The organism is Aliivibrio sp. 1S128 (genome assembly GCF_001691065.1).
Classification (GTDB): Bacteria; Pseudomonadota; Gammaproteobacteria; order Enterobacterales; family Vibrionaceae; genus Aliivibrio.
On record NZ_MAJV01000102.1, the window covers coordinates 346,876 to 368,550 of the forward strand.

The 21,675-nt window shown below is 37.3% G+C and carries 17 protein-coding genes; 9 read left to right on the plus strand and 8 right to left on the minus strand.

Annotation, left to right across the window (positions count from 1 at the left end; translation table 11 throughout):
- The first annotated feature begins 62 nt into the window (after nt 1-62).
- Both A6E03_RS13395 and A6E03_RS13400 read left to right on the plus strand, forming a co-directional pair.
- Entirely contained in the window at nt 63-716 is a 654-nt protein-coding gene (locus tag A6E03_RS13395; RefSeq protein WP_065591775.1) for an MBL fold metallo-hydrolase, read from the plus strand.
- Between the two features lie 204 nt (nt 717-920).
- Nucleotides 921-1,298 (plus strand): hypothetical protein, encoded by a 378-nt coding sequence (locus A6E03_RS13400; protein WP_065601039.1) that lies wholly within the window; start codon nt 921-923, stop codon nt 1,296-1,298.
- A 75-nt stretch (nt 1,299-1,373) separates the two neighbouring features.
- Here A6E03_RS13400 and A6E03_RS13405 read toward each other — a convergent pair whose 3' ends face one another.
- Together A6E03_RS13405 and A6E03_RS13410 are read right to left on the minus strand one after the other, a co-directional pair.
- Nucleotides 1,374-2,291: a DUF3943 domain-containing protein gene (locus tag A6E03_RS13405; protein ID WP_065591777.1), complete on the minus strand. Its 918-nt coding sequence runs from the start codon at nt 2,289-2,291 to the stop codon at nt 1,374-1,376.
- A 181-nt stretch (nt 2,292-2,472) separates the two neighbouring features.
- The gene (locus A6E03_RS13410; RefSeq protein WP_065601040.1) at nt 2,473-3,645 is read right to left on the minus strand and encodes an aromatic amino acid transport family protein; all 1,173 of its coding nucleotides are present in this window, start codon (nt 3,643-3,645) and stop codon (nt 2,473-2,475) included.
- A gap of 238 nt (nt 3,646-3,883) precedes the next feature.
- On the opposite strand from A6E03_RS13410, the gene A6E03_RS13415 reads away from it, so the two are divergent.
- Complete coding sequence (locus A6E03_RS13415) at nt 3,884-5,119, plus strand: CinA family nicotinamide mononucleotide deamidase-related protein (protein WP_065591779.1); 1,236 nt, start codon at nt 3,884-3,886, stop codon at nt 5,117-5,119.
- 47 nt (nt 5,120-5,166) lie between these two features.
- On the opposite strand, the gene yfaE is transcribed toward A6E03_RS13415, so the two are convergent.
- The 5 genes from yfaE to ubiG form a co-directional block, all read right to left on the minus strand.
- Nucleotides 5,167-5,445 (minus strand): class I ribonucleotide reductase maintenance protein YfaE, encoded by a 279-nt coding sequence (yfaE, locus tag A6E03_RS13420; protein WP_065591780.1) that lies wholly within the window; start codon nt 5,443-5,445, stop codon nt 5,167-5,169.
- Between the two features lie 83 nt (nt 5,446-5,528).
- Nucleotides 5,529-7,601 (minus strand): sensor domain-containing diguanylate cyclase, encoded by a 2,073-nt coding sequence (locus A6E03_RS13425; RefSeq protein ID WP_065591781.1) that lies wholly within the window; start codon nt 7,599-7,601, stop codon nt 5,529-5,531.
- Nucleotides 7,602-7,770: 169 nt separating this feature from the next.
- Nucleotides 7,771-8,904, minus strand: a complete 1,134-nt coding sequence (gene nrdB / locus A6E03_RS13430; RefSeq protein WP_065591782.1) for a class Ia ribonucleoside-diphosphate reductase subunit beta — start codon at nt 8,902-8,904, stop codon at nt 7,771-7,773.
- 166 nt (nt 8,905-9,070) lie between these two features.
- A complete protein-coding gene (gene nrdA / locus A6E03_RS13435) occupies nt 9,071-11,347 on the minus strand; it encodes a class 1a ribonucleoside-diphosphate reductase subunit alpha (protein WP_065591783.1) in 2,277 nt (758 codons plus the stop codon).
- Between the two features lie 496 nt (nt 11,348-11,843).
- Nucleotides 11,844-12,548, minus strand: coding sequence for a bifunctional 2-polyprenyl-6-hydroxyphenol methylase/3-demethylubiquinol 3-O-methyltransferase UbiG (gene ubiG, locus A6E03_RS13440; RefSeq protein WP_065591784.1), 705 nt, complete (start codon nt 12,546-12,548; stop codon nt 11,844-11,846).
- A 322-nt stretch (nt 12,549-12,870) separates the two neighbouring features.
- Here ubiG and gyrA point away from each other — a divergent pair, with 322 nt between their 5' ends.
- Complete coding sequence (gene gyrA / locus A6E03_RS13445) at nt 12,871-15,510, plus strand: DNA topoisomerase (ATP-hydrolyzing) subunit A (protein ID WP_065601041.1); 2,640 nt, start codon at nt 12,871-12,873, stop codon at nt 15,508-15,510.
- Nucleotides 15,511-15,993: 483 nt separating this feature from the next.
- Here gyrA and A6E03_RS13450 read toward each other — a convergent pair whose 3' ends face one another.
- Nucleotides 15,994-16,701 (minus strand): DUF3581 domain-containing protein, encoded by a 708-nt coding sequence (locus tag A6E03_RS13450; protein WP_065591786.1) that lies wholly within the window; start codon nt 16,699-16,701, stop codon nt 15,994-15,996.
- Nucleotides 16,702-16,911: 210 nt separating this feature from the next.
- Between A6E03_RS13450 and A6E03_RS13455 the strand changes: the two genes are divergently transcribed.
- From A6E03_RS13455 to A6E03_RS13475, 5 genes are all read left to right on the plus strand, one after another.
- Complete coding sequence (locus tag A6E03_RS13455; RefSeq protein WP_065601042.1) at nt 16,912-17,460, plus strand: phosphatase PAP2 family protein; 549 nt, start codon at nt 16,912-16,914, stop codon at nt 17,458-17,460.
- A gap of 62 nt (nt 17,461-17,522) precedes the next feature.
- The gene (gene yegD, locus A6E03_RS13460) at nt 17,523-18,875 is read left to right on the plus strand and encodes a molecular chaperone (protein ID WP_065591788.1); all 1,353 of its coding nucleotides are present in this window, start codon (nt 17,523-17,525) and stop codon (nt 18,873-18,875) included.
- Nucleotides 18,876-18,947: 72 nt separating this feature from the next.
- Nucleotides 18,948-19,265 (plus strand): N(4)-acetylcytidine aminohydrolase, encoded by a 318-nt coding sequence (gene yqfB / locus A6E03_RS13465; protein ID WP_065591789.1) that lies wholly within the window; start codon nt 18,948-18,950, stop codon nt 19,263-19,265.
- A gap of 77 nt (nt 19,266-19,342) precedes the next feature.
- The gene (locus tag A6E03_RS13470) at nt 19,343-20,527 is read left to right on the plus strand and encodes a multidrug effflux MFS transporter (RefSeq protein ID WP_065601043.1); all 1,185 of its coding nucleotides are present in this window, start codon (nt 19,343-19,345) and stop codon (nt 20,525-20,527) included.
- 55 nt (nt 20,528-20,582) lie between these two features.
- Complete coding sequence (locus A6E03_RS13475) at nt 20,583-21,665, plus strand: site-2 protease family protein (protein ID WP_065591791.1); 1,083 nt, start codon at nt 20,583-20,585, stop codon at nt 21,663-21,665.
- Nucleotides 21,666-21,675: the final 10 nt, after the last annotated feature.

A 21,675-nucleotide genomic window follows, 5' to 3' on the forward strand; every position in this document is an offset into this window, starting at 1 on the left:
TGCATTCCCCTAAAATTATTGCCGTGGTATTCTTAGTGTAATTATTTTAGGAAGAGAAAATCATGAGTTTACAATATCAAATAATTCCAGTGACTTCTTATGAACAAAACTGTTCAATTGTATGGTGTGATGAAACAATGAAAGGCGTTGTCATTGATCCTGGTGGTGACGTTAGCCTATTGATGCAAGCGATTGAAGCGCTGAATGTAGATATCGTTAAGCTAGTATTAACTCATGGTCACTTAGATCATGTTGGTGGCACTGAACCTTTAGCTGCATTAACTGGCGCTCCAATCATTGGGCCTCATAAAGAGGATGATTTTTGGTTACAAAGCCTTCCAAACCAAAGTCAGCGTTTTGGTTTTCCGCATACAGATTCATTTGAACCGAATCAATGGCTAAATGAAGGTGATAGCGTTGAATTTGGCAATCAAGTATTGCATGTGCTGCATACGCCAGGTCATACTCCGGGTCATGTTGTATTGTTTAACAAAGAAGCTCAAATGGCCTTTGTTGGTGATGTATTGTTTAAAGGCGCTATTGGTCGTTCTGATTTCCCAAGAGGCGATTACGAGACTCTTATTTCCTCAATCAAAACAAAACTGTGGCCTTTAGGTAATGATATGAAATTTGTACCAGGTCATGGTCCTGAATCTACATTTGGTTATGAACGTAAAACAAACCCGTTTGTTGCGGATGAAATGCCATTTTGGTAAGAAATTTGGCAAAAGTGCCGTACTTTTCGCCATACAGTGTCACCATCCCTATAAATATAGCGCGTTTTTTGGTATAAAACGCGCTTCGCCAATTCCAATACAACTATTTGAGTTTCACTTTAGGAATTGACATCTTTTTTCCGCTATCGTTTTTTTGTATATAACGCTTAAAAACAAGGTATAGCGCAACGGAGTTTACGTTTCATGAAAATTGCTCACAAACGCAAAGTACAGTCTAAGCTGCATAAACGCATTAAAGCAACAGCACCAAAAACTGAAGTGAAAAAAGCAGCTAAGCCTGCAAAAGTAACTAAACCAGTTGAGAAAAAAGTGGAAGTAGCAGTCGTTGCAGCAGCACCTAAAGCAACAGATATCGCTCTAACACCAAAACAACAGACTGTATTTGATATTGTTTGCCAGAGTGCTGAAGGCATCAATTCAAAAGAAATTGGTGTAGCCGCAGGTCAAGAAGAAGCAAAAGCAGCAGCATGGGCAACAGGTGGTTTGAAAAAGCTAGTTGAAGAAAACCTTGTTGTGCGCGAGCAACTTACGGGTAATAAAGTGATTTACAAAGCAGCTTAATGTTTTAGTAACTTTCTTTAAGACACAAAAAAGCCGAGACTCTCTCGGCTTTTTTGTGTCTGTAATTTAGTGTTTTTAGAATTTCAATTTAAATTCAAGACCCACAAATTGGTCGGTGTAAGGCATTCCAGCATCATAAGCAAATTGAGCGGCATCACCATTACTAAACCAAGCGTTGTATGCTAAATTTACTTCAGTGTCGCCACCCCACGCGTCAGTTACCCAATAATGAATGTGACCAACAGGGTTTAAGAAGAATAAGCTGAAGCTACCAAGAGCCTCTGAACCCATTACTTCACCGCCATTATCTGTAATGCTTAATTCTTGTTGCAGCATTAACTCACCAACAACCGCACCAAAGAAAGGCGTGACGAATAAATCTTGTATTGATGGAACTTCGGCAAATGCTTCTACACCATACTCCCAGAAGAAAGTAGACATAGTGGTTGAATATAAGAAAGATTCAAATTCATTAAAGCCAGCGTGACGAGCAGCAGTATAGTAAACACCACCAAAGTAAGGGTGCATTACATAGTTTAAGAAATGCTCATCTTTATCCCATACAGGGCCTGCACTGACGTTATCTTTCCATTTACTGCCTAGACCTTTAAGGCTCGAATCTTCAGAATCCCATTTAGTAATGCTTTCTGGTAAAAAAGTCATTAAACCCACAGTAGCAACACTTAGCCCAAGAATCGTATAAGACTGCTCTAATAGGTAATCCCAATCTCGTTCATCAGAGACTCGTAAATAATGAGGTAGGTTTGCATCCGCAGAAAACATATCAGCTTCAGCTACTTTTGATGGGGTTGTATCGCCATCTAGTCGCATTGGAGACAAATTAAAAGAAGACGTTGCGCAATAGCTAGAGTAAATGTTTGTAGAACAGTCACTTTTATATTCCATATCATAAGCGCTATTAGTATTTAGTGCGTAAGCGGGCGTTGACGCTGCACATCCTAAAAGCAAACTGGCTATTGCTTGTTTTTTCACAAAAAGTCCTTAATCAATTAAATACTGAGCTAGATCACAATTATCTACTATTAAGCGAGAATTGCAAAACATAAAAGCAAAAAAAAGCCTATCTAATCTCTTTTGAACGAGCTAAATAGGCATTTAATACAGAGGTTTATGATATGTGGAATTAGTTCAGTTTTTTATAATATAAGAGTATTTATAGTGAAGAAAAAAGCTGACTTCCAATAATAACAACACCAAAAATCAGAACGATTAATAGAGCGAAATTACCACCGATAACTTTATATTCTGACTCTTTGTGGGCCTTACGAGCAGATACAACAAGTGCAACCGGTAGAAATAAAGCTAAAATTACAAGAGCAATAGCGGCATAACCGAGCGCGGTAATAAAACCTTGTGGGTAAAAAAGAGCAAACATCAGTGGTGGGGTGTAAGTTAATAAGGCTGTCATTAACGAAGATTGTTGCCATTTTTTGGATGAATCACGTAAAAACTCAAACAGGCCTAAACTTACACCAATGAAGGATGTTAATAGCGCTAAATCTGCAAATAATGATAAAGCAAGTTGAATAAATTGATGATCAATCGACTGTTGTATCGTGGTGATAAATTGATTTAATCCGTTAATTTGTTCAAATTCGACTTGAGATAATTGGCCTAGTGTAATGCCTTGCCAAAATAAGTAGATAATCAAAGGAAGCGATGATCCAACAAGTAAACTGGTTTTTATTTTTTTGATATCTAAATCAAGGTAATTAACAATTGCTGGAATACTGCCATGAAAACCAAAAGAGGTAAAAATCACAGGCAGAGCTGTAACAAATACACCTTGATGTACAGGAAGAGACAGTAAGTATTCGCCAGTAATATTAGGTGTTAAGAAAAATAAAATAGCGACCAGCATGATCAGCTTTAACGTAAATAAACCACGGTTAATAAAATCAACCGTTTTAGTGCCTAAGGTAATAACAATGGCAACGATCACCGTAAAAAGAACGGTAGAACCTGTTTTTGATAATTCAAAAGGTGAAATGGTATTAATTTTTGAATGAAATTGTTCACTGCCACCAGCGATGTAAGCCGCACATAGGGCATAAAAAAGAAATAGCATTGAAAAGGTAGCGATTCGTTGCCCATTTTTACCAAGAAACTGGAGTGCAAGGCTATGTAATGTCGCACTTCGTTGTCCATATTGATGGACTTCTAGCATCAATAAACTGGTGTAACTCATGATCGCCCAAATGCCAATCATAAGGAGACTTGCTGTAAAGAAACCTAAACTAGCAGAGACTAAAGGCAAAGCTAACATGCCTGCACCAATAGTTGTTCCTGCGATAATGAGAGAACTTCCGAGAACTTTTGTCTTCATTTATACATCTTCTATATTAAATCAGTTCAAACTGAGTGCTTTTTCAATGTTGTTAATGTACGCCGTATCGAATTCAAATTCAATTGTTTGTATAATTTAAATTACACTTTATGTAAATAAAAGATTACAGCGGTCGGTAGTTAGAATATTCACTATAATTGAAAGTAAGATAGGTTTTTTAAATCACTTAATGTGATAAATTAGACATAACTATAGAGATATCAAAGAGGAAGGGTGCATGTTGCAAGTTGCGATGATTAGCACAGGTGAAGAAGTCCTACATGGGGATATTGTTGATACTAATGCTGCATGGATGTCTCAACTGTTTTACCAGCATGGCTTCAAGCTATCGAATCGTTCAACTGTGGGCGATGATATTGAATCATTAGTTGCTGAAATTCAGCATCAGTCTAAAAATGCTTCTGTTGTTATTGTTAATGGTGGATTAGGGCCAACGTCTGATGATATTTCAGGGGAAGCGGCTGCAAAAGTATTAAATACTTCTTTGGTAATGTCTCAGTATTGGCTAGAACGAATGCAAGCTCGGTATTTAGAGCAAGGCAAAGAGATGCCACGTAGTAATATCAAACAAGCAATGCTTCCTGATGGAGCTCAACTTATAGATAACCCAGTTGGAACGGCTTGTGGTTTCTTTATCGAAGTGAATAAATCGATTGTTATCTTCACTCCGGGTGTCCCTTCTGAATTTAAAGTCATGGTTGAACATCAAATTCTACCTCGCATGAAACAATGGCATCCTATGGTAGAAACCTCCGAGTGTAGCCGTTTATTTACTTTTGGTTTATCTGAATCTGGAATTCAAGATAAATTGCAGCAAATCCGGTTACCTTCTGGGTTTGAGATTGGATATCGTTCTTCTTTACCTTTTATAGAAGTTAAGTTATTCGGTCCTGCCAATCATGACGGTCGTTTTCCTGTTTTAGAAAGAATGTATCATTTACTTGGTGATAATGTGGTTAGTGTTGATGAATCAATGCTTCCTAACGTTGGTGCCTTATTAAGTGAGTTTACGTTAAATCTAACAGTAGCAGAGCAAGCAACTGGTGGGTGGTTGACGAGTTGGTTACAAGAAGATGAGCAAATCCGAGCCAATATGAAACAAGGTTGGATCTTATCATCAGTTGTTGACCAACAGATGGCAGGGCAAGACCCTTTAGCCGCAGCTCTGGCATTAGCCGCTGCAACTCGTGAAAGAACTCAAACAGCGATTGGTTTATCATCAGGACCAATGATTCAAGGCAAAGTAGCAGTTGCATTGTCTACACCCTACGGAGAGTGGGGGCAATTGGTTAGCTTAAAACGTAACTACAGCTATAATGAAATGCGTTCAATAATATCCACACTTATGCTTGATATGCTACGTCGATGCTTAGAGAAGAAACCGATGTTTGGCCATTATGAATCGTTAAGCAGGGAATCTGAAATTTATGTTCCTCAAAGTGCTTTGCGATAAACATAGGTTTAATTAAAAATAGATAAGACGGCCAATAGGGCCGTTTTTTATGCTTTTTTTTCGGAAAATTGAAAATTAACACCTTCGATGACAAGATCGCTTTCTACCTTACATACGCAAGGTAAGATTTCATTTGGTGCTAAAAATGCTAAAGGGAATGATAGGTAACTGATTTCACCAGACACTAATGTACAGCGACATGTCCCACAGTCACCATTGCGACAATGGGATTCAATGATCATCCCTTTATCTTCCATTATTTCTAGCAAGGACAAATTAGGTTTATTATCTAATGTGATGACTTTATTGATGCGTATTTTTGTCATGTTATATAAAGTGACTCTGCTAAAATAGATTGGTGAGAGTAGTATAATACAACTAAAAAATAGAGACAGTAATATGAAATGTATTAGACAACGCTTTCTATTTGATAACTTTCATAATAACAATTTCTGCCATTTCTTTTCGCTTCATAAAGAGCTTTGTCGGCTTGTTCAACTAATTGATTAAGAGTCAGCGAACCTAAAGGATCGACAGCATAGCTTATTCCGATGGATACAGATATATAATCAGAGCAACGTGAGTTCTTATGAGGAATGTACAAATATTCAATCTCATTTAGTAAGCATTTTATTTTATTGTGTATTTTATCTTGATTGTTCTTGGTAATTAAAATAAAAAACTCATCCCCACCATAGCGATGAACTTGTGTCTGTAAACCGTGAAAATGTTTTTTAATTAAGTTGCTTACTTTTATTAATACTTCGTCTCCGGCTATATGGCCATAAGTATCGTTATATTCTTTGTAATGATCGATATCAAGCATGATCCCCGTATAATGTTGAGTCGATTGTCGTTTGAATTGATTAAAGTGTGATTCAAGAGAGTTACGATTCCAAAGTTGGGTTAAATGATCGGTCTGCGACAAGTGGAGTAGCTGTTGTCGGTTGTGCTGGTTCTCTAGTGCAATTGAAATATAGTTAATTAATTGAATAAATAATTCAAAATGAAACGCTTGGTATTGATAGCTCTCTTTTGCTTGTACAGTAAAGCAAGCTTGTACTTCTCCATTAAACTTAATTGGAGAAAACATGACAGATTTACAAGTCACTCGTTTATCACAATTCTCTCCTAGCATCACCACTTTTCTCTCTGAATTCATATGATTAAAGTAAAAAGAAGAGTCACTTTTTATACAATAGCTCATATAAGTGGCCTCATTTTTACAATGACTTATCCATGGCTGTGTAACGGGTTGTTTATCATCGGAACAATGAATAGTAATATTATCTTGTTCTTTATTATAAAAGCCCAGCGCTAATGTATCTATGTGGAATAAAGTTGAAAGATCATTGTGAATCGTAGGCAAAACACTTTGAATATCAGTGCTATGATTAATATATTGACCAATTTTATTAATCAAAGCTAAATTATCAGATAATGATTTGACAGTACTAAGTTCAAGTTTAGCTGTATTAAGACGGTAAAGTTGTTGCAGATAATCACTTTCTCTTTTAAGTAATTCTCTTCTAGAATTAAGTAGAGAAGAGGTCAATGTTTGATAATGTTTTTCTCTAATTTCTATTTCTTTAATGTCTTTAATTCTAAGTAAAATAATGTCATTAAAGCCATCAATTAACTTATCGCTTTCGATTGCTTTAGCTATATTTAACCCTTGCTTGATATATTGATCAAGAGTTGAGTATTTGTCGTGACTAGTTAAAAAATGACAGTACTCTAAGATCATTTCAGCATAATAATAATCGTGTTGGCTTACCTTCATTTTTTCAATAGAAAGCAAATGGTATCTTTCCGCTGCGTCTGTTTGTTCTAATCCATTTGCGATTTCTGCTTTGATTTTATAGTAAAAACCTAAAAATCGAGGTTCATTTTGGATGTGTTGAAAAAGAGAGTCTAGCAGGGCTTGAGATTCAGTAAAACGGCATTGTTTTGCTTTAATTTCAGCGATATTAAATATTGGTAAAGCAATTGATGATTTTGAACCATATTGCTCTAGTCGTTTCTTTGCGTCATAGAGGTAAGTCAGAGCTTCGTTGAAATTGCCAATTTGGCGGAAAATATCACCAATATTGTTTTTAATTAGCCCTGTTATATAACTATCACAAAATTGCTGTGATTTTTCTGCCTTTGTTAAAAATTTATGGGCATAAAAATAGTTACCAAGCTTCCCGTAAAGTGTACCAATATTATAATTACAGAAACAGATTAAAAACTCTTGTTTATTTTGTTGGGCAAAAGTAACGGCATCAAAAAATAAAGCAATAGATTCGATGAGTCTTCCTGAACAAGAAAGAAGGTAAGCTTGAAATATATAGTCAAATTGTGGTGGAATGATTTGTTTTTGTTTCAGTGCTTCGACTGTAATTGTATTCAGATGAAATTGAACCTGCTCCTTGGATGAAGCTGAGGGTAACTGGCGAACTTGTTCCAGTAAATAATCATTCCATTGATTCTTAGCCATAATTTACTTTTATAATTATTGTTTTATTACAAGAAATTATTGCATATATAGATGATTATATGAAGTGATGTCTCATTTTAGTGCTATTAATAAGTTCAATTTGTGGATGATGTCATAAATTGCAGATATAAAAAAACCGAGCAGCTAGGCTCGGTTTTTTTAGATAAACTTAAAGCTCAAAATCGCCTAAATCATCAGCATCCATGTCGTTGTCAATTTGCCCAACAAGGTATGAACTAATCTCAGTCTCTTGAGGTGCAACCTGAACATTATCAGAACTCAGCCAAGAGTTAATCCATGGGATCGGATTCTGAGTTGCGCCGTCGTATGCACTGTTAAGACCAACGGCTTTCATACGTAGATTAGTAATGTATTCTACGTATTGGCAAAGAATGTCTTTGTTTAGACCGATCATTGAACCGTCTTTAAATAGGTAGTTAGCCCATTCTTTTTCTTGCTCAGCTGCGGCTTTAAATAAGTCGAAACAGTCTTGTTCACATTCTGCTGCTATTTCTATAAATTCAGGATCATCTTGACCAGTACGAAGTAGATTTACCATATGCTGAGTACTGGTTAGATGAAGGGCTTCATCACGAGCAATCAGTTTGATGATTTTTGCATTTCCTTCCATTAATTTGCGTTCTGCAAAAGCAAAAGAACAAGCAAAACTCACGTAGAAACGAATGGCTTCTAGTGCATTTACAGACATTAAACAAAGGTAAAGTTTTTTCTTTAGTTCGCGTTTTGAAACGATAACTTCTTCATCGTTAATAGTATGCGTACCTTCACCTAAACGATGGTAATCATTGGTCGCCTGGATCAAGTTATCGTAATAGTGCGCAATGTCTTTAGCGCGTTTTAGGATCTCTTCATTCTCAACAATATCATCAAAAATAATTGATGGGTTATTGACGATGTTACGAACAATATGTGTGTATGAACGTGAGTGGATAGTCTCAGAGAAAGACCATGTTTCAATCCACGTTTCTAGTTCAGGTAGAGAGACTAAAGGAAGTAGGGCAACATTTGGGCTACGGCCTTGAATTGAATCTAGTAGCGTTTGGTACTTTAAATTACTGATAAAGATGTGCTGCTCATGCTCTGGTAAGTTATTGTAATCAATGCGATCACCAGAAACATCAACTTCTTCAGGGCGCCAAAAAAAAGACAGCTGTTTCTCGATAAGTTTTTCAAAGATCTGAAACTTTTGTTGATCATAACGAGCAACGTTTACTGAGTTACCTAAGAACATTGGTTCTTTCAATTGATCATTTTTTTCTTGTCGAAAAGTACTGTACGCCATGGAAACCTCAATATTATCAAGCCAAAGGAAGAGAGTGGCTTTATTCTAATCAAATAATTATACCAATAAATACTTGTTAGAAGCATGTGTTGGTATAACTATATGAAAGTAAGCTAAAAAATAAATAGCCCGCTAAAAGTAGCGGGCTGAATTTTAAAGTGAAACGTTAGATCTTACAACCGCCGCCTGCACAATCGTCATCTTGTCCTAGATCACCTTGTGAATCGCTAGCACCATCACGAGTGTTATGGTAATAAAGTGTTTTAAGACCTAGCTTATAAGCGGTCAATAAATCTTTTAGCAATAGCTTCATTGGCACTTTGCCATTTGGCTGAATGTTAGGATCGTAGTTTGTGTTTGCTGAAATTGCTTGGTCAACAAATTTTTGCATGATACCTACCAGTTGAAGGTAACCATCGTTTGAACCGATATTCCAAAGTAACTCATAGTTGTCTTTTAGATTAACGTAATCCGGAACAACTTGTTTTAATATACCATCTTTAGATGCTTTTACTGATACAAAGCCACGTGGTGGCTCAATGCCATTCGTTGCATTTGAGATTTGTGAAGAGGTTTCTGACGGCATCAATGCAGATAACGTTGAGTTACGTAAACCGTGAGTTTTAATGTCTGAACGTAATTCTTCCCAATCTAAATGTAATTCTTCACTACATATATTATCGATGTCTTTTTTGTAAGAATCGATAGGTAAGATACCTTGAGCATAAGTAGTTTCATTGAAAGCAGGGCAAGCGCCTTGTTCTTTCGCTAAATTTACAGATGCTTTTAGAAGATAGAATTGAATTGCTTCAAACGTTTTATGTGTTAATCCGTTCGCGCTGCCATCAGAGTATTTAACGCCATTTTTCGCTAAGTAATAAGCATAGTTAATAACACCTACACCTAACGTACGACGGTTCATTGTTGATTTGTAAGCCGCTGGTAATGGGTAGTCTTGGTAATCAAGTAGCGCATCAAGCGCACGTACCGCTAATTCTGCTAATTCTTCAAGCTCTTCTAATTTCTCTATCGCACCTAGGTTAAATGCAGACAGAGTACATAATGCAATTTCACCTTCTTCGTCATTAACGTGTGTTAATGGCTTAGTTGGAAGAGCGATTTCTAAACATAAGTTAGATTGGCGAATTGGAGCAACACTTGGGTCGAATGGGCTGTGTGTATTACAGTGATCGACGTTTTGAATATAGATACGACCTGTTGAAGCTCGCTCTTGCATTAGTAACGAGAACAGCTCAATCGCTTTGATTGTTTCACGCTTAATTGATGTATCTTGTTCGTATTTAAGATACAGACGCTCGAACTCGACTTGATCAGCAAAGAAAGCTTCGTACATGCCAGGAACATCAGAAGGTGAAAATAAGCTGATGTGCTCCCCTTTAATTAGGCGAGTATACATAAGCTTGTTAATTTGAACGCCGTAGTCCATATGACGAACACGGTTTTCTTCAACACCACGGTTATTTTTAAGAACCAATAATGATTCTACTTCACGGTGCCAAATAGGGTAGAACAAGGTTGCTGCGCCGCCACGAACACCGCCTTGAGAACAACATTTTACCGCTGTTTGGAAGTATTTGTAGAATGGGATACAACCGGTATGGAATGCTTCACCGTCACGGATTTCAGAACCAAGTGCACGGATACGACCAGCATTGATACCAATACCTGCACGTTGTGATACATAACGTACAATAGAGCCAGCAGTTGCATTAATTGAATCTAGGCTGTCATCACACTCAATCAGAACACATGAGCTAAATTGACGTGTTGGCGTACGAACACCAGACATGATCGGTGTTGGTAATGAAATCTTGAATGTAGAGGTTGCGTTGTAGAAACGCTGAATATAATCCAGACGAGTCTCTTTTGGATATTTTGCAAACAAACATGCAGCAACAAGGATATAAAGGAATTGTGCACTTTCGTAGATCGCGCCCGTTACACGGTTCTGAACGAAATATTTACCTTCAAGTTGTTTAACTGCAGCGTATGAAAAATCCATATCACGATTATGATCGATCATTTGATCCATCAAGTCGAATTCTGCTTCTGAGTAATCTTCAGTAATATGTTTATCATATTTACCTAATTCGATTAGCTTACTAACGTGATTAAACAGTGTTGGTGGCTCAAATTGGCCATACGCTTTTTTACGAAGGTGGAAAACTGACAAACGAGCCGCAAGGTATTGGTAATCTGGCGTTTCTTCAGAAATAAGATCGGCCGCTGCTTTGATAATGGTTTCATGAATATCAGATGTCTTCATGCCATCATAAAATTGGATGTGAGACTTCATTTCAACTTGAGACACTGAAACGTTATCTAGATCTTCTGCAGCCCAGGTGATCACTTTATGGATCTTATCCAGATTGATCTTTTCTGTGGTGCCATTTCGCTTAGTAACGGTAAGCTGTTGGGTCATTTGCTACTTTTCCTTAGGATGAAGAACGAAAGATGTAATATTTGTAATTTTCGTTATTAATTTGTGATCAAGCTCATTGCGTTGAATTTTGAAGTAAACACAACATATAGGGCTTAATAAGTAATTAGCTACAAGATAATGATAAATTGACAGGTAATCAAGTCTGAAAATAAGATAGCCCTGTGGATAACCTCTGAATTAAAAAAAACAGTAAGTAGGCACTAACCGAGTTAGATTAGGTATATCAAGAGATCAGAAATAACGTATTTCGTAATGGGTGAGAAGTAGGCAGTAAAAAAAATATTTTCCTTGATTTTTGTGGTTTAGAAGGATCTTCTATTATCAAAAAAAAATGCTGTTTTGTTGTTCTAATTTGGAGATTAATGGAGCTTTAGTAAACAAGATGATAATTGAAATATTTAAACAAAACATCACTCTTTATTTGTATTAAGAACACAGATAAAGAGTGATAAATGTGATAAGCAGGTGATGAGACTTACAAAGTGGTATGAACGATATAATTTACATCAACATTTTTGCCTAATGAATAGACATCTGTTAATGGATTGTAATGTAAGCCTGTAATGCCTTGTTCTTGTAATGCGGTTTGGTCTAGCATCTTTAATAATTCAGAAGGGCGAATAAATTTGTCGTGGTCATGTGTGCCTTTAGGTACCAGTTTTAGCAGTTGCTCTGCACCAACAATGGCAAATAAGTAAGATTTAATATTACGATTCAATGTAGAGAAAAATACATGGCCACCAGGTTTTACCATCTTTGCACATGAACGAATAACAGAAAGAGGGTCGGGAACGTGCTCAAGCATTTCCATACAAGTAATTACATCGTAGGTTTCAGGATTTTCTTCTGCGTGTTGTTCTGCCGTCGATTGTATATATTCTAGTTCTGTACCGGTTTCTAATGCATGAAGGCGAGCGACCGTAAGGGGTTCTTTACCCATATCTAATCCGATAACATCAGCACCTTGATTTGCCATGCTCTCAGCTAGAATGCCGCCACCACAGCCCACATCTAATACCTTTTTACCAAATAAGCCATTGGCATTGTTTAATACATAGTTCAGACGTAATGGGTTAATTTGGTGTAGTGGTTTAAATTCACCTTCAAGATCCCACCAACGAGAGGCCATATCTTCAAATTTTTTGATTTCTGCTGGATCGACATTTAACTGCTGAGTCATAATTCACATTCCTTTTTTATCTTCCTTTTATTATATACAAAAAAAATAAGAAAGAGAGCCTTTAAAATGATGCTTTTTTCATCAATTTATTCAGGCTTTTCAAGAATATGATAGATTGACTTGTGACTTGCTCCTGATTTCGTAGGATTCTTAAGCTTAAGAGTGATTTTGCGAATTAAAACGATGCGAAATAGAAGCGTTGTGTGCTATATTTTGTAATCTTGCACGTTTATCAGTATCAATTACTTTATCTTTATAGATAGTATGATTGATAAAGTAATTGATATTGATACGACAGAACTAATTGAGGGATATTGGCTCTATGAGCGATCTTGCTAAAGGGATCACGCCCGTAAATATTGAAGATGAGCTTCGAGGTTCATACCTAGACTACGCGATGTCAGTAATCGTTGGTCGTGCTCTTCCAGATGTGCGTGATGGTCTAAAACCTGTACACCGCCGTGTTTTATTTGCGATGGATGTATTAGGTAATGATTGGAATAAACCATATAAAAAATCTGCCCGTGTAGTCGGCGACGTAATTGGTAAGTATCACCCACATGGTGATAGTGCTGTATACGACACGATAGTACGTATGGCGCAGCCGTTCTCACTACGCTATATGCTTGTTGATGGCCAAGGTAACTTTGGTTCTATCGATGGTGACTCTGCTGCGGCAATGCGTTATACCGAAGTTCGTATGTCGAAAATTGCCCACGAATTGTTGGCCGATTTAGACAAAGAAACCGTCGATTACGTTCCTAACTATGATGGTACAGAACAGATCCCTGCGGTATTACCTACTCGTGTACCTAACTTATTAGTTAATGGTTCATCAGGTATCGCAGTTGGTATGGCAACTAATATACCTCCTCATAACTTAACTGAAGTGGTTAATGGTTGTTTAGCATTCATCGAGAATGAAGATATTACTATCGATGAGCTAATAAACTATATTCCAGGTCCTGACTTTCCGACAGCTGCGTTAATCAGTGGTCGTAAAGGCATCATTGATGCATATAAGACAGGTCGCGGTAAAGTTTACATGCGTTCTAAAGCAAATATCGAAGCGGACAAAAATGGTAAAGAAACCATTATTGTTACTGAGATCCCTTATCAAGTTAACAAAGCACGTGTGATCGAAAAGATCGCTGAGCTGGTTAAAGATAAGAAAGTCGAAGGTATTTCAGCACTGCGTGACGAATCTGATAAAGATGGTATGCGTATTGTTATCGAATGTAAGCGTGATGCCGTGGGTGAGGTGGTTCTTAATAACCTGTTCTCATTAACTCAGCTTCAAACTACATTCGGCGTAAACATGGTAGCGCTTGATAACGGCCAACCAAAACTGTTCAACTTAAAAGAAATGTTGAAGTGTTTTGTTGATCACCGTCGTGAAGTGGTAACTCGCCGTACAATTTTTGAATTACGCAAAGCGCGTGATCGTGCTCATATCCTTGAAGGTTTGGCGCTGGCATTAGCAAACATTGATGAGATCATTGATCTAATCAAAAATGCGCCATCACCAGCAGAAGCAAAACAAGGCCTAGTCGCTCGCGGTTGGGATCTTGGTAATGTTGCCGACATGCTAGAGCGTGCTGGTACAGATGCTGCTCGCCCTGATTGGTTAGAGCCAGAGTTTGGTATTCGTGAAGGTAAATACTTCTTAACGGAACAACAAGCTCAAGCAATTCTAGAATTACGTCTACACCGTTTAACTGGTTTAGAACATGAAAAAATTCTAGATGAATACAAAGCACTATTAGATGAAATCGCAGAACTAATGCATATCCTTGCAAGTACTGAGCGTCTAATGGAAATCATTCGTGATGAATTAATAACGGTTCGTGATACTTATGGTGATGAGCGTCGTACTGAAATTGGTGCTGCTATTCACGATATCGATATCGAAGACTTAATCACACAAGAAGATGTTGTAGTAACACTTTCTCGTGAAGGTTATGTTAAGTACCAAATTCTAGGTGATTACGAAGCGCAACGTCGTGGTGGTAAAGGTAAGAGTGCAACTAAGATGAAGGACACCGATTATATCGAGCGTCTACTTGTTGCTAACACTCATGATAATATCCTTTGCTTCTCTACACGTGGTAAAGCATACAGCTTGAAAGTATTCCAACTTCCTCAAGCAAGCCGCACCGCTCGTGGTAAGCCTATCGTGAACATTCTTCCTCTAGAAGAAGGTGAGCGTATTACAGCGATTCTACCAGTATCTGAATACTCTGAAGATAAGTTCATCTTCATGGCAACAGGTGATGGTACGGTTAAGAAAACATCGTTAGACCAATTCGCTAAAGTTCGTGCAAACGGCTTAATTGCAGTTAATCTACGTGAAGATGATTCATTAATCGGCGTCGATATTACGACGGGTTCAAATGAAATCATGCTGTTCTCTAAAGCAGGTAAAGTCGTTCGTTTCAGCGAAGAACATGTTCGCGGAATGGGTCGTACTGCTTCAGGTGTTCGTGGTATGAAACTGACTGGTGAAGATCAGGTTGTTTCATTGATTGTTCCTTCTAATGAAGGTGACATTCTAACGGTTACAGAAAATGGGTACGGTAAACGTACTAAGATTTCTGAATACCCAACGAAGAGCCGTGCAACACAAGGTGTTGTATCTATCAAGGTTTCAGATCGTAACGGCAGTGTTGTCGGTGCAGTTCAAGCTGAAGATGGTGATGAGTTCATGATGATTACTGATGCAGGTACGTTAGTTCGTACACGCGTATCGGAAGTAAGCCAAGTGGGTCGTAATACCCAAGGTGTTACACTGATCCGTACTGCTGAAGATGAAAATGTAGTTGCTCTACAACGCATTGATGAACCAGAAGAGCTTGAAATTCTTGACGGTGATGTAGTAGAAGGTGAAGAAGAGGCGACAGTAATTACTGAAGCAACTGAAACTCCTGAAGCTGAATCAGATGAAGATACGACAAAAGAATAATTTTTCTTAATGTATTAAAAAGCCCGCTTATTTTTAAGCGGGCTTTTTTGTCTCTGTAATTTGACAAACTTGAAATGGTTAGCAAATATCAAATTTACGTTGTTCAGAATATAGATTGGTTGTGATGACAAATTTATCTTTTCCACATGCAATACAGACAGGCTTTCCATACCAAGCAGCATAGCATTCGCAACAGGAATAATGATTATTCATTAGTGGGGATAGTGTTTTTTCTAAAAGGAGATCATCTAAAGAAGAACGCCTGAATTGGTCTTGTTTTTTTGTATTGATTATCGATTTCATTCTAGCCAGCATTAGTAATGTTATGAATCTCGTAGTATTCATAATCGTTATAGGTATAAGTTAAGTATCATATGATATTTATCGTAAAACAATAGCGCAGATCGTGATTTACCTTGCTTTATTTACAAAAAAAAGGAGCGAAATGCTCCTTTTTTATAAATGTGTATGGGCTTTATTAAATTAACTATTATAAGCCACTTTTAATGCGGTAAATCTTTCAACTAGATCGTCAATAGCGACTTGATCATAACTTTTCAAACCTGTAGCAATCATGCGCTTTGTGCCATGACCGACTTCTTCACCGTTTTCAGTGAATATGAAGTTTAGTTTAACTAAGCCTCTTTTTCCTTCGATATCCATCGTAGCGCCAGTAAATTCAACTCTTGGTGTTGAAATATCTAAACGAGTAAATTCTACGTCCATGCTCTCATAAATAACCAAAGGACGTTGGCAATTAATCATTAATTGCTTTTCTTCCATTAATGGAACCATGATATGAGGGAAGTTCATACCAGAAAATTGCACATATTGTTTTACAACATGTTCAATAAACTCAGGATTTAAATTTTTCTCGCCGCTACGGCTCACGTGTAAATATTCTTTATCGTTATCATCTGATAATGAATATTCACCTTCTTCAAGGTGATTGATATGTAAAGCGGTCCCACCAGCGACCATTCCGGCAAAGTCAAAATGCATTTTGTTACTAATGCCGGTTTTAGAAAGTAAAACGGCAAACAATAAATCACCAGGAACACAGAAACGTTTTGAGTCTACGTTGTGAATCGGGTTGAAGTCACCAGCCACTTTTTTTGCAAAATCACTTGCTTGTTGACGGGTGAATTCGAATGAATTATCTGTTTCCGAAAAATATTGATTTAACTGCATAATATATTTGGTAAAAACCTAGCTAATGAAATAACAGCGTTAGTATAACCAATCTCTTATCATCAAATGGTCTATCCAGTCATAATAAAAGTAAAAACAATTATTTAACGGTTTCAAATTGTAGATAAATTGACAATTACTTCACGATTAACTCGTTATAATTCCAAAAATAACACTCTAATGCAGTGATTGATTAAATAAAGGTCAAAAATGAAATCGTTAGTAAAAATAGGAATAGCAGGTTCATGTATTTTTATGAGTTCTTTTGCTTGTGCGGAAGTGAAAAAATCAGGAGATATGGCCGCTGATATTGGTGCTGTAGCAATTCCAATCATTGCTGGTTCAATTGCCTTATATAAAGAAGACTATGATGGTTTTTGGATGTTTGCTAAAGGCGCCACTTATACTTTAGCTGCAACGCAAGCGTTGAAATATACCGTGAGAGAAGAACGACCAAATGGAGAAGATGATCTTAGCTTTCCATCAGGGCATTCATCTTCAGCTTTTCAGGGGGCGTCGTATTTACAATTTCGTTATGGTTGGGAGTATGGCTTACCCGCTTATATAGGCGCTGGTTTGGTTGGATATTCAAGAGTAGAGAATGAGCATCACTATTGGAGAGATGTTATTGCAGGTGCGGTATTAGCGACAACAATTCAATATTTGGTGACAGATAAGTATATAGACTCAAACCAAGTGATGATTATGCCCATAATTAACCAAGATCATGTCGGAATTGCAGCATCTTTCTCATTTTGATTGGCAAAGTCACTGCAAGCGAGTAAAATCAGCTCCCTTTTATCGAAGCTAGGTGTACAACAATGTTTATCGGATTTGACTATGGAACTGCCAATTGCTCAGTGGCTACCATCCAAAATAATCAAGCAAAGCTATTAAAGCTAGAAGGAGACAGCACGTTTATTCCTTCTGCGTTATGTGCGCCTACACGAGAAGCCGTTTCAGAATATTTATTCCGTATTTGGGGTGTTCAGCCAAGTTCAGATATTAATGAGCGTCTACTTCATACCGCCATTTCATTCAACCGTGAAGAAGATATTGATGTAGATGCTGAGTCGATGACATTCGGTCAAGCAGCATTAAATACGTATATTGAAGATCCAGAAGATGTGTATTACGTAAAATCTCCAAAGTCTTTTTTAGGGGTTTCTGGTTTACGTGATGTACAAGTGAGCTTGTTTGAAGATCTTGTTACAGCAATGATGAAAAACATCAAGAACAAGGCAGAACAAGAGCTGCAACAAGAAGTCACTTCAACAGTGATTGGCCGCCCAGTCAACTTCCAAGGCGCTGAAAGTGATGAAGCAAATAGTCAGGCTATCTCAATCCTTTCTCGTGCAGCAATGCGTGTTGGTTTTAAGAATATTGAATTCCAGTTTGAGCCAGTCGCTGCTGGTTTGGATTATGAGCAAACGCTAAACGAAGATAAAACCGTTCTTATTGTTGATATCGGCGGTGGTACAACAGACTGTTCAATGATTCAAATGGGACCATCATGGCGCGATTATCATGATCGCACAAAAGGGATCTTATCTCACAGTGGTTCACGAATTGGTGGTAATGATCTAGATATTCATTTAGCCCATCGCCAATTAATGCCATTATTGGGGTCTCAAAGTCGTACGCACAAAGGACTTGAGTTACCAATGACGCAGTTCTGGAACCCAATAGCAGTCAACAATATTGTGGCTCAGTTGGAGTTTTTTGGTTTTGGTAATCGTAAGCATCTTTTACAAATGATGAACGACACTCAAGAGCCTGAAAAACTAGCTCGTTTAATTAAATTGTACGATGAAAAACTAAGTTATAAATTACTGCGTGATGCTGAACAAACCAAAATTGCATTGTCAGAGCATTTCGAGCATGCGGTAGATTTAAGCTATTTAGATGAAGGCTTATCGTTATCAATCAGTCGGTCAGATTTGATAGAAGCGATAGCTAAACCACAAGAAAATATTAACAAACTTGTAAAAGAGGCTATTCAGCAAGCAGGCAAAACGCCAGATATTATTTATGTCACCGGTGGTTCTGCTCGTTCACCAATTTTACAAGCAGCATTGCAGAAACAATTACCAAATATTGAAATTGTAGGTGGCAATTACTTTGGCTCAGTTACTGCCGGTTTAGCTCATTGGGCAAATTACTGCTTCGCTTAACGTTACGTATTTTTTATTAATATTTCTCTTCGAGCTGCATTGTCGCAGCTCGAATTGCATTAGGAAAAGACAATGAAATCAGCACCAACAAGCATGACCTTTTTTGAACGTTTTGAATCTGATATTTTATCGGGGAAAAAAGTAATTACCATTCGTGACGAATCAGAAAAAGATTACGTGGTAGGAACTGAAGTAGAAGTCAGTACTTATGAAGATAACCGTCATTTTTGTCGATTAGCGATTGATTCGGTAGAGCCAATTACCTTTGATGATCTTAATACGTATCATGCAGAACAAGAGAACATGACGCTTGAAGAGTTAAAAAATATCATTGAAGAGATCTATCCAAACAAAGGTCAGCTTTATGTTGTGTCTTATCATTTAGCATAAATGGTTTAATGAAATAGGATCAATCTATTAATGCCATAAGGGAGTAGGTATTAACATGGAATGGCAGTCATATAATAATGAGTAGTATTCTTAACACTCATATGAAAAGCATTTTACTTGCATGCTTAATTATTAGTATTGGCCAGTTAAGTATGGGATTAGTTTTCCCATCATTACCTTGGATAGCAAAAGATTTTAATATTAGTCTTAATGAAACTCAGCTGTTAGTGAGTGTGTATTTATTGGGTTTTGGACCGTCTCAATTTATTTATGGGCCAGTGTCTGATGCTTTAGGCCGTAAAAAAGTATTAATTTTTGGTTTGTCTATTGCTTTACTTGGCATTATTTTTATTCTTATATTTCAACATAGCTTTCAAGGTATTGTTCTTGGAAGATTTTTACAGGGGCTTGGTACTGGGTGCTGCGCGGTTTTAGCAAGAGCGTCTACTCGAGACCGGTTTAATGGCGCTGAGCTGCCTATAGCGATGTCTTATATTGCGATGGCGGCATCAATAACCCCAATGATAGCGCCTGTAATTGGCGGGTTTATAAATTATCACTTCGGATGGAGTGTTATCTTTATTTCATTATTTGGCTATGTAGTTATCGCATTATTAGTCATTCTTGTTCAATTTAAAGAAACCTTAATTCAAACTTCTTCGATTCCATCTCCTGTAAATATAGCAAAGCAATACTGGGATCTACTGACATCTCGCTATTTTATAAGCTTTGCGAGTATTGGTTGGCTTAATTTTACATTAATGATAACCACAATATCTGTCATGCCTTTTATTATGCAAAACCAAATAGGCATGAGTTCTGCTGAATACGCGGTGTGGGCTTTAATACCCGCGATTGGAATGCTATTAGGAACAAGTATTTGTAATCAAGTACGGCCTAAAATTGGCACAAAGAAAATGTTATTATTTACTCCTGTATTGCATTTTATTTCTGCTATATGGTTATTTTTAGTTCCATTAGAGCCAATGTATTTAATGCTTGGACAAGGGTTAATGATCTTGGGGAATGGGATAGCTTTACCGTGTGCCCAAGCCATGGTGATGCAACCTTATAAGAAACAAGCAGGGGCTGCTGCAGCTATGTCTGGGGGAGGGCAAATGATAGTGTCGGCCTTGGTTAGTATGTTGTTAGTAAAAATTGGTTTAAATGCGGTATGGCATCTTTCAATTGTTATTGTTGTTTTTGCTGTCATCACTGTTTGTAATATTTATCGTGGTTTTTCAATGTTGGAAGATCAATAGCGGTTGAGGCTACCCTCAAAAAAGCAATATCATAATCTATATTTTAAGGTAAATAATGGAATTATTATCAATTAACTTTTTAGGGCAACCATTACGCTTAGAAGGTTCAATGGCTGGATGGCAGCAAGTTTTTTGGAATAACACTTTAGTGGCTCAGCAAGCGGCTTCAGCTGACCATCAAGATCATTACCTACATGAGTTTCAGTTGAATAAAGGAGATATTGTGATCACTTGTCGCCTAGAAGCGAAAGTGACATGGCAGCCTTTTTTAATTGAATACAGAGCTATGGTTGATGATGAACTGATTGCAGAAGGTTCTCGTAACACGAAAGATATTGAGCAACAAGTTCCGCATACCCCAATTAAGGCAGAGCGAAAATTTAGTTTAATTGGACTTATCTCATTAGGAATGAAAGCATTAAAAAGTGCAAAACTGATTAAAGTGGTGTTAGCCTCTGCCAGTATTGCCGCTTATTCATGGTTATTTTCTATTGAATTTGCGCTATCGCTTATCGCTTGTCTCGTTTTTCATGAATATGGTCATATCAGAGCGATGAAATACTTTGGCATGAAAACGAAAGGGATCTATTTGATTCCATTTTTAGGAGGCTTAGCACTCAGTGATGAAAAGATAAATACACGTTGGCAAGATGTCGTTATTTCTATCATGGGTCCTTTTTTTGGCTTGATATTATCTCTTGTTCTCATTGTAGTCTATTGGATAACCGGAGAAATGTTCTTTGCAGGTCTTGCTGTTTTTAATGCATTTTTGAACTTATTTAACTTACTACCAATACTCCCTTTAGATGGTGGCCATGTTCTAAAGAGTATTAGCTTTTCAATGAACAGTAAGCTAGGTATTACCTTGTGTGCGTTGGCTGCAGTAGGTGGCATTATCTTGAGTTACCAATTAGGGCTCGCGTTATTTGGGTTCTTACTTATTATGGGAAGTCTTGAGATAGTCTTTGAATGGCGATCTCGTCATCATAGCCATCTATTACCATTAGATAAGTATGGACAGCTTGTATCGACTGCATGGTACGTAGGGTTAGTAAGTTCACTTGTCGGGATTATTTGGTACTTTGCTAGCAGTGGTGATGCTTTATTACAATTACCAATGCAGATTTTAGGAACGTAATCTAAAAGAC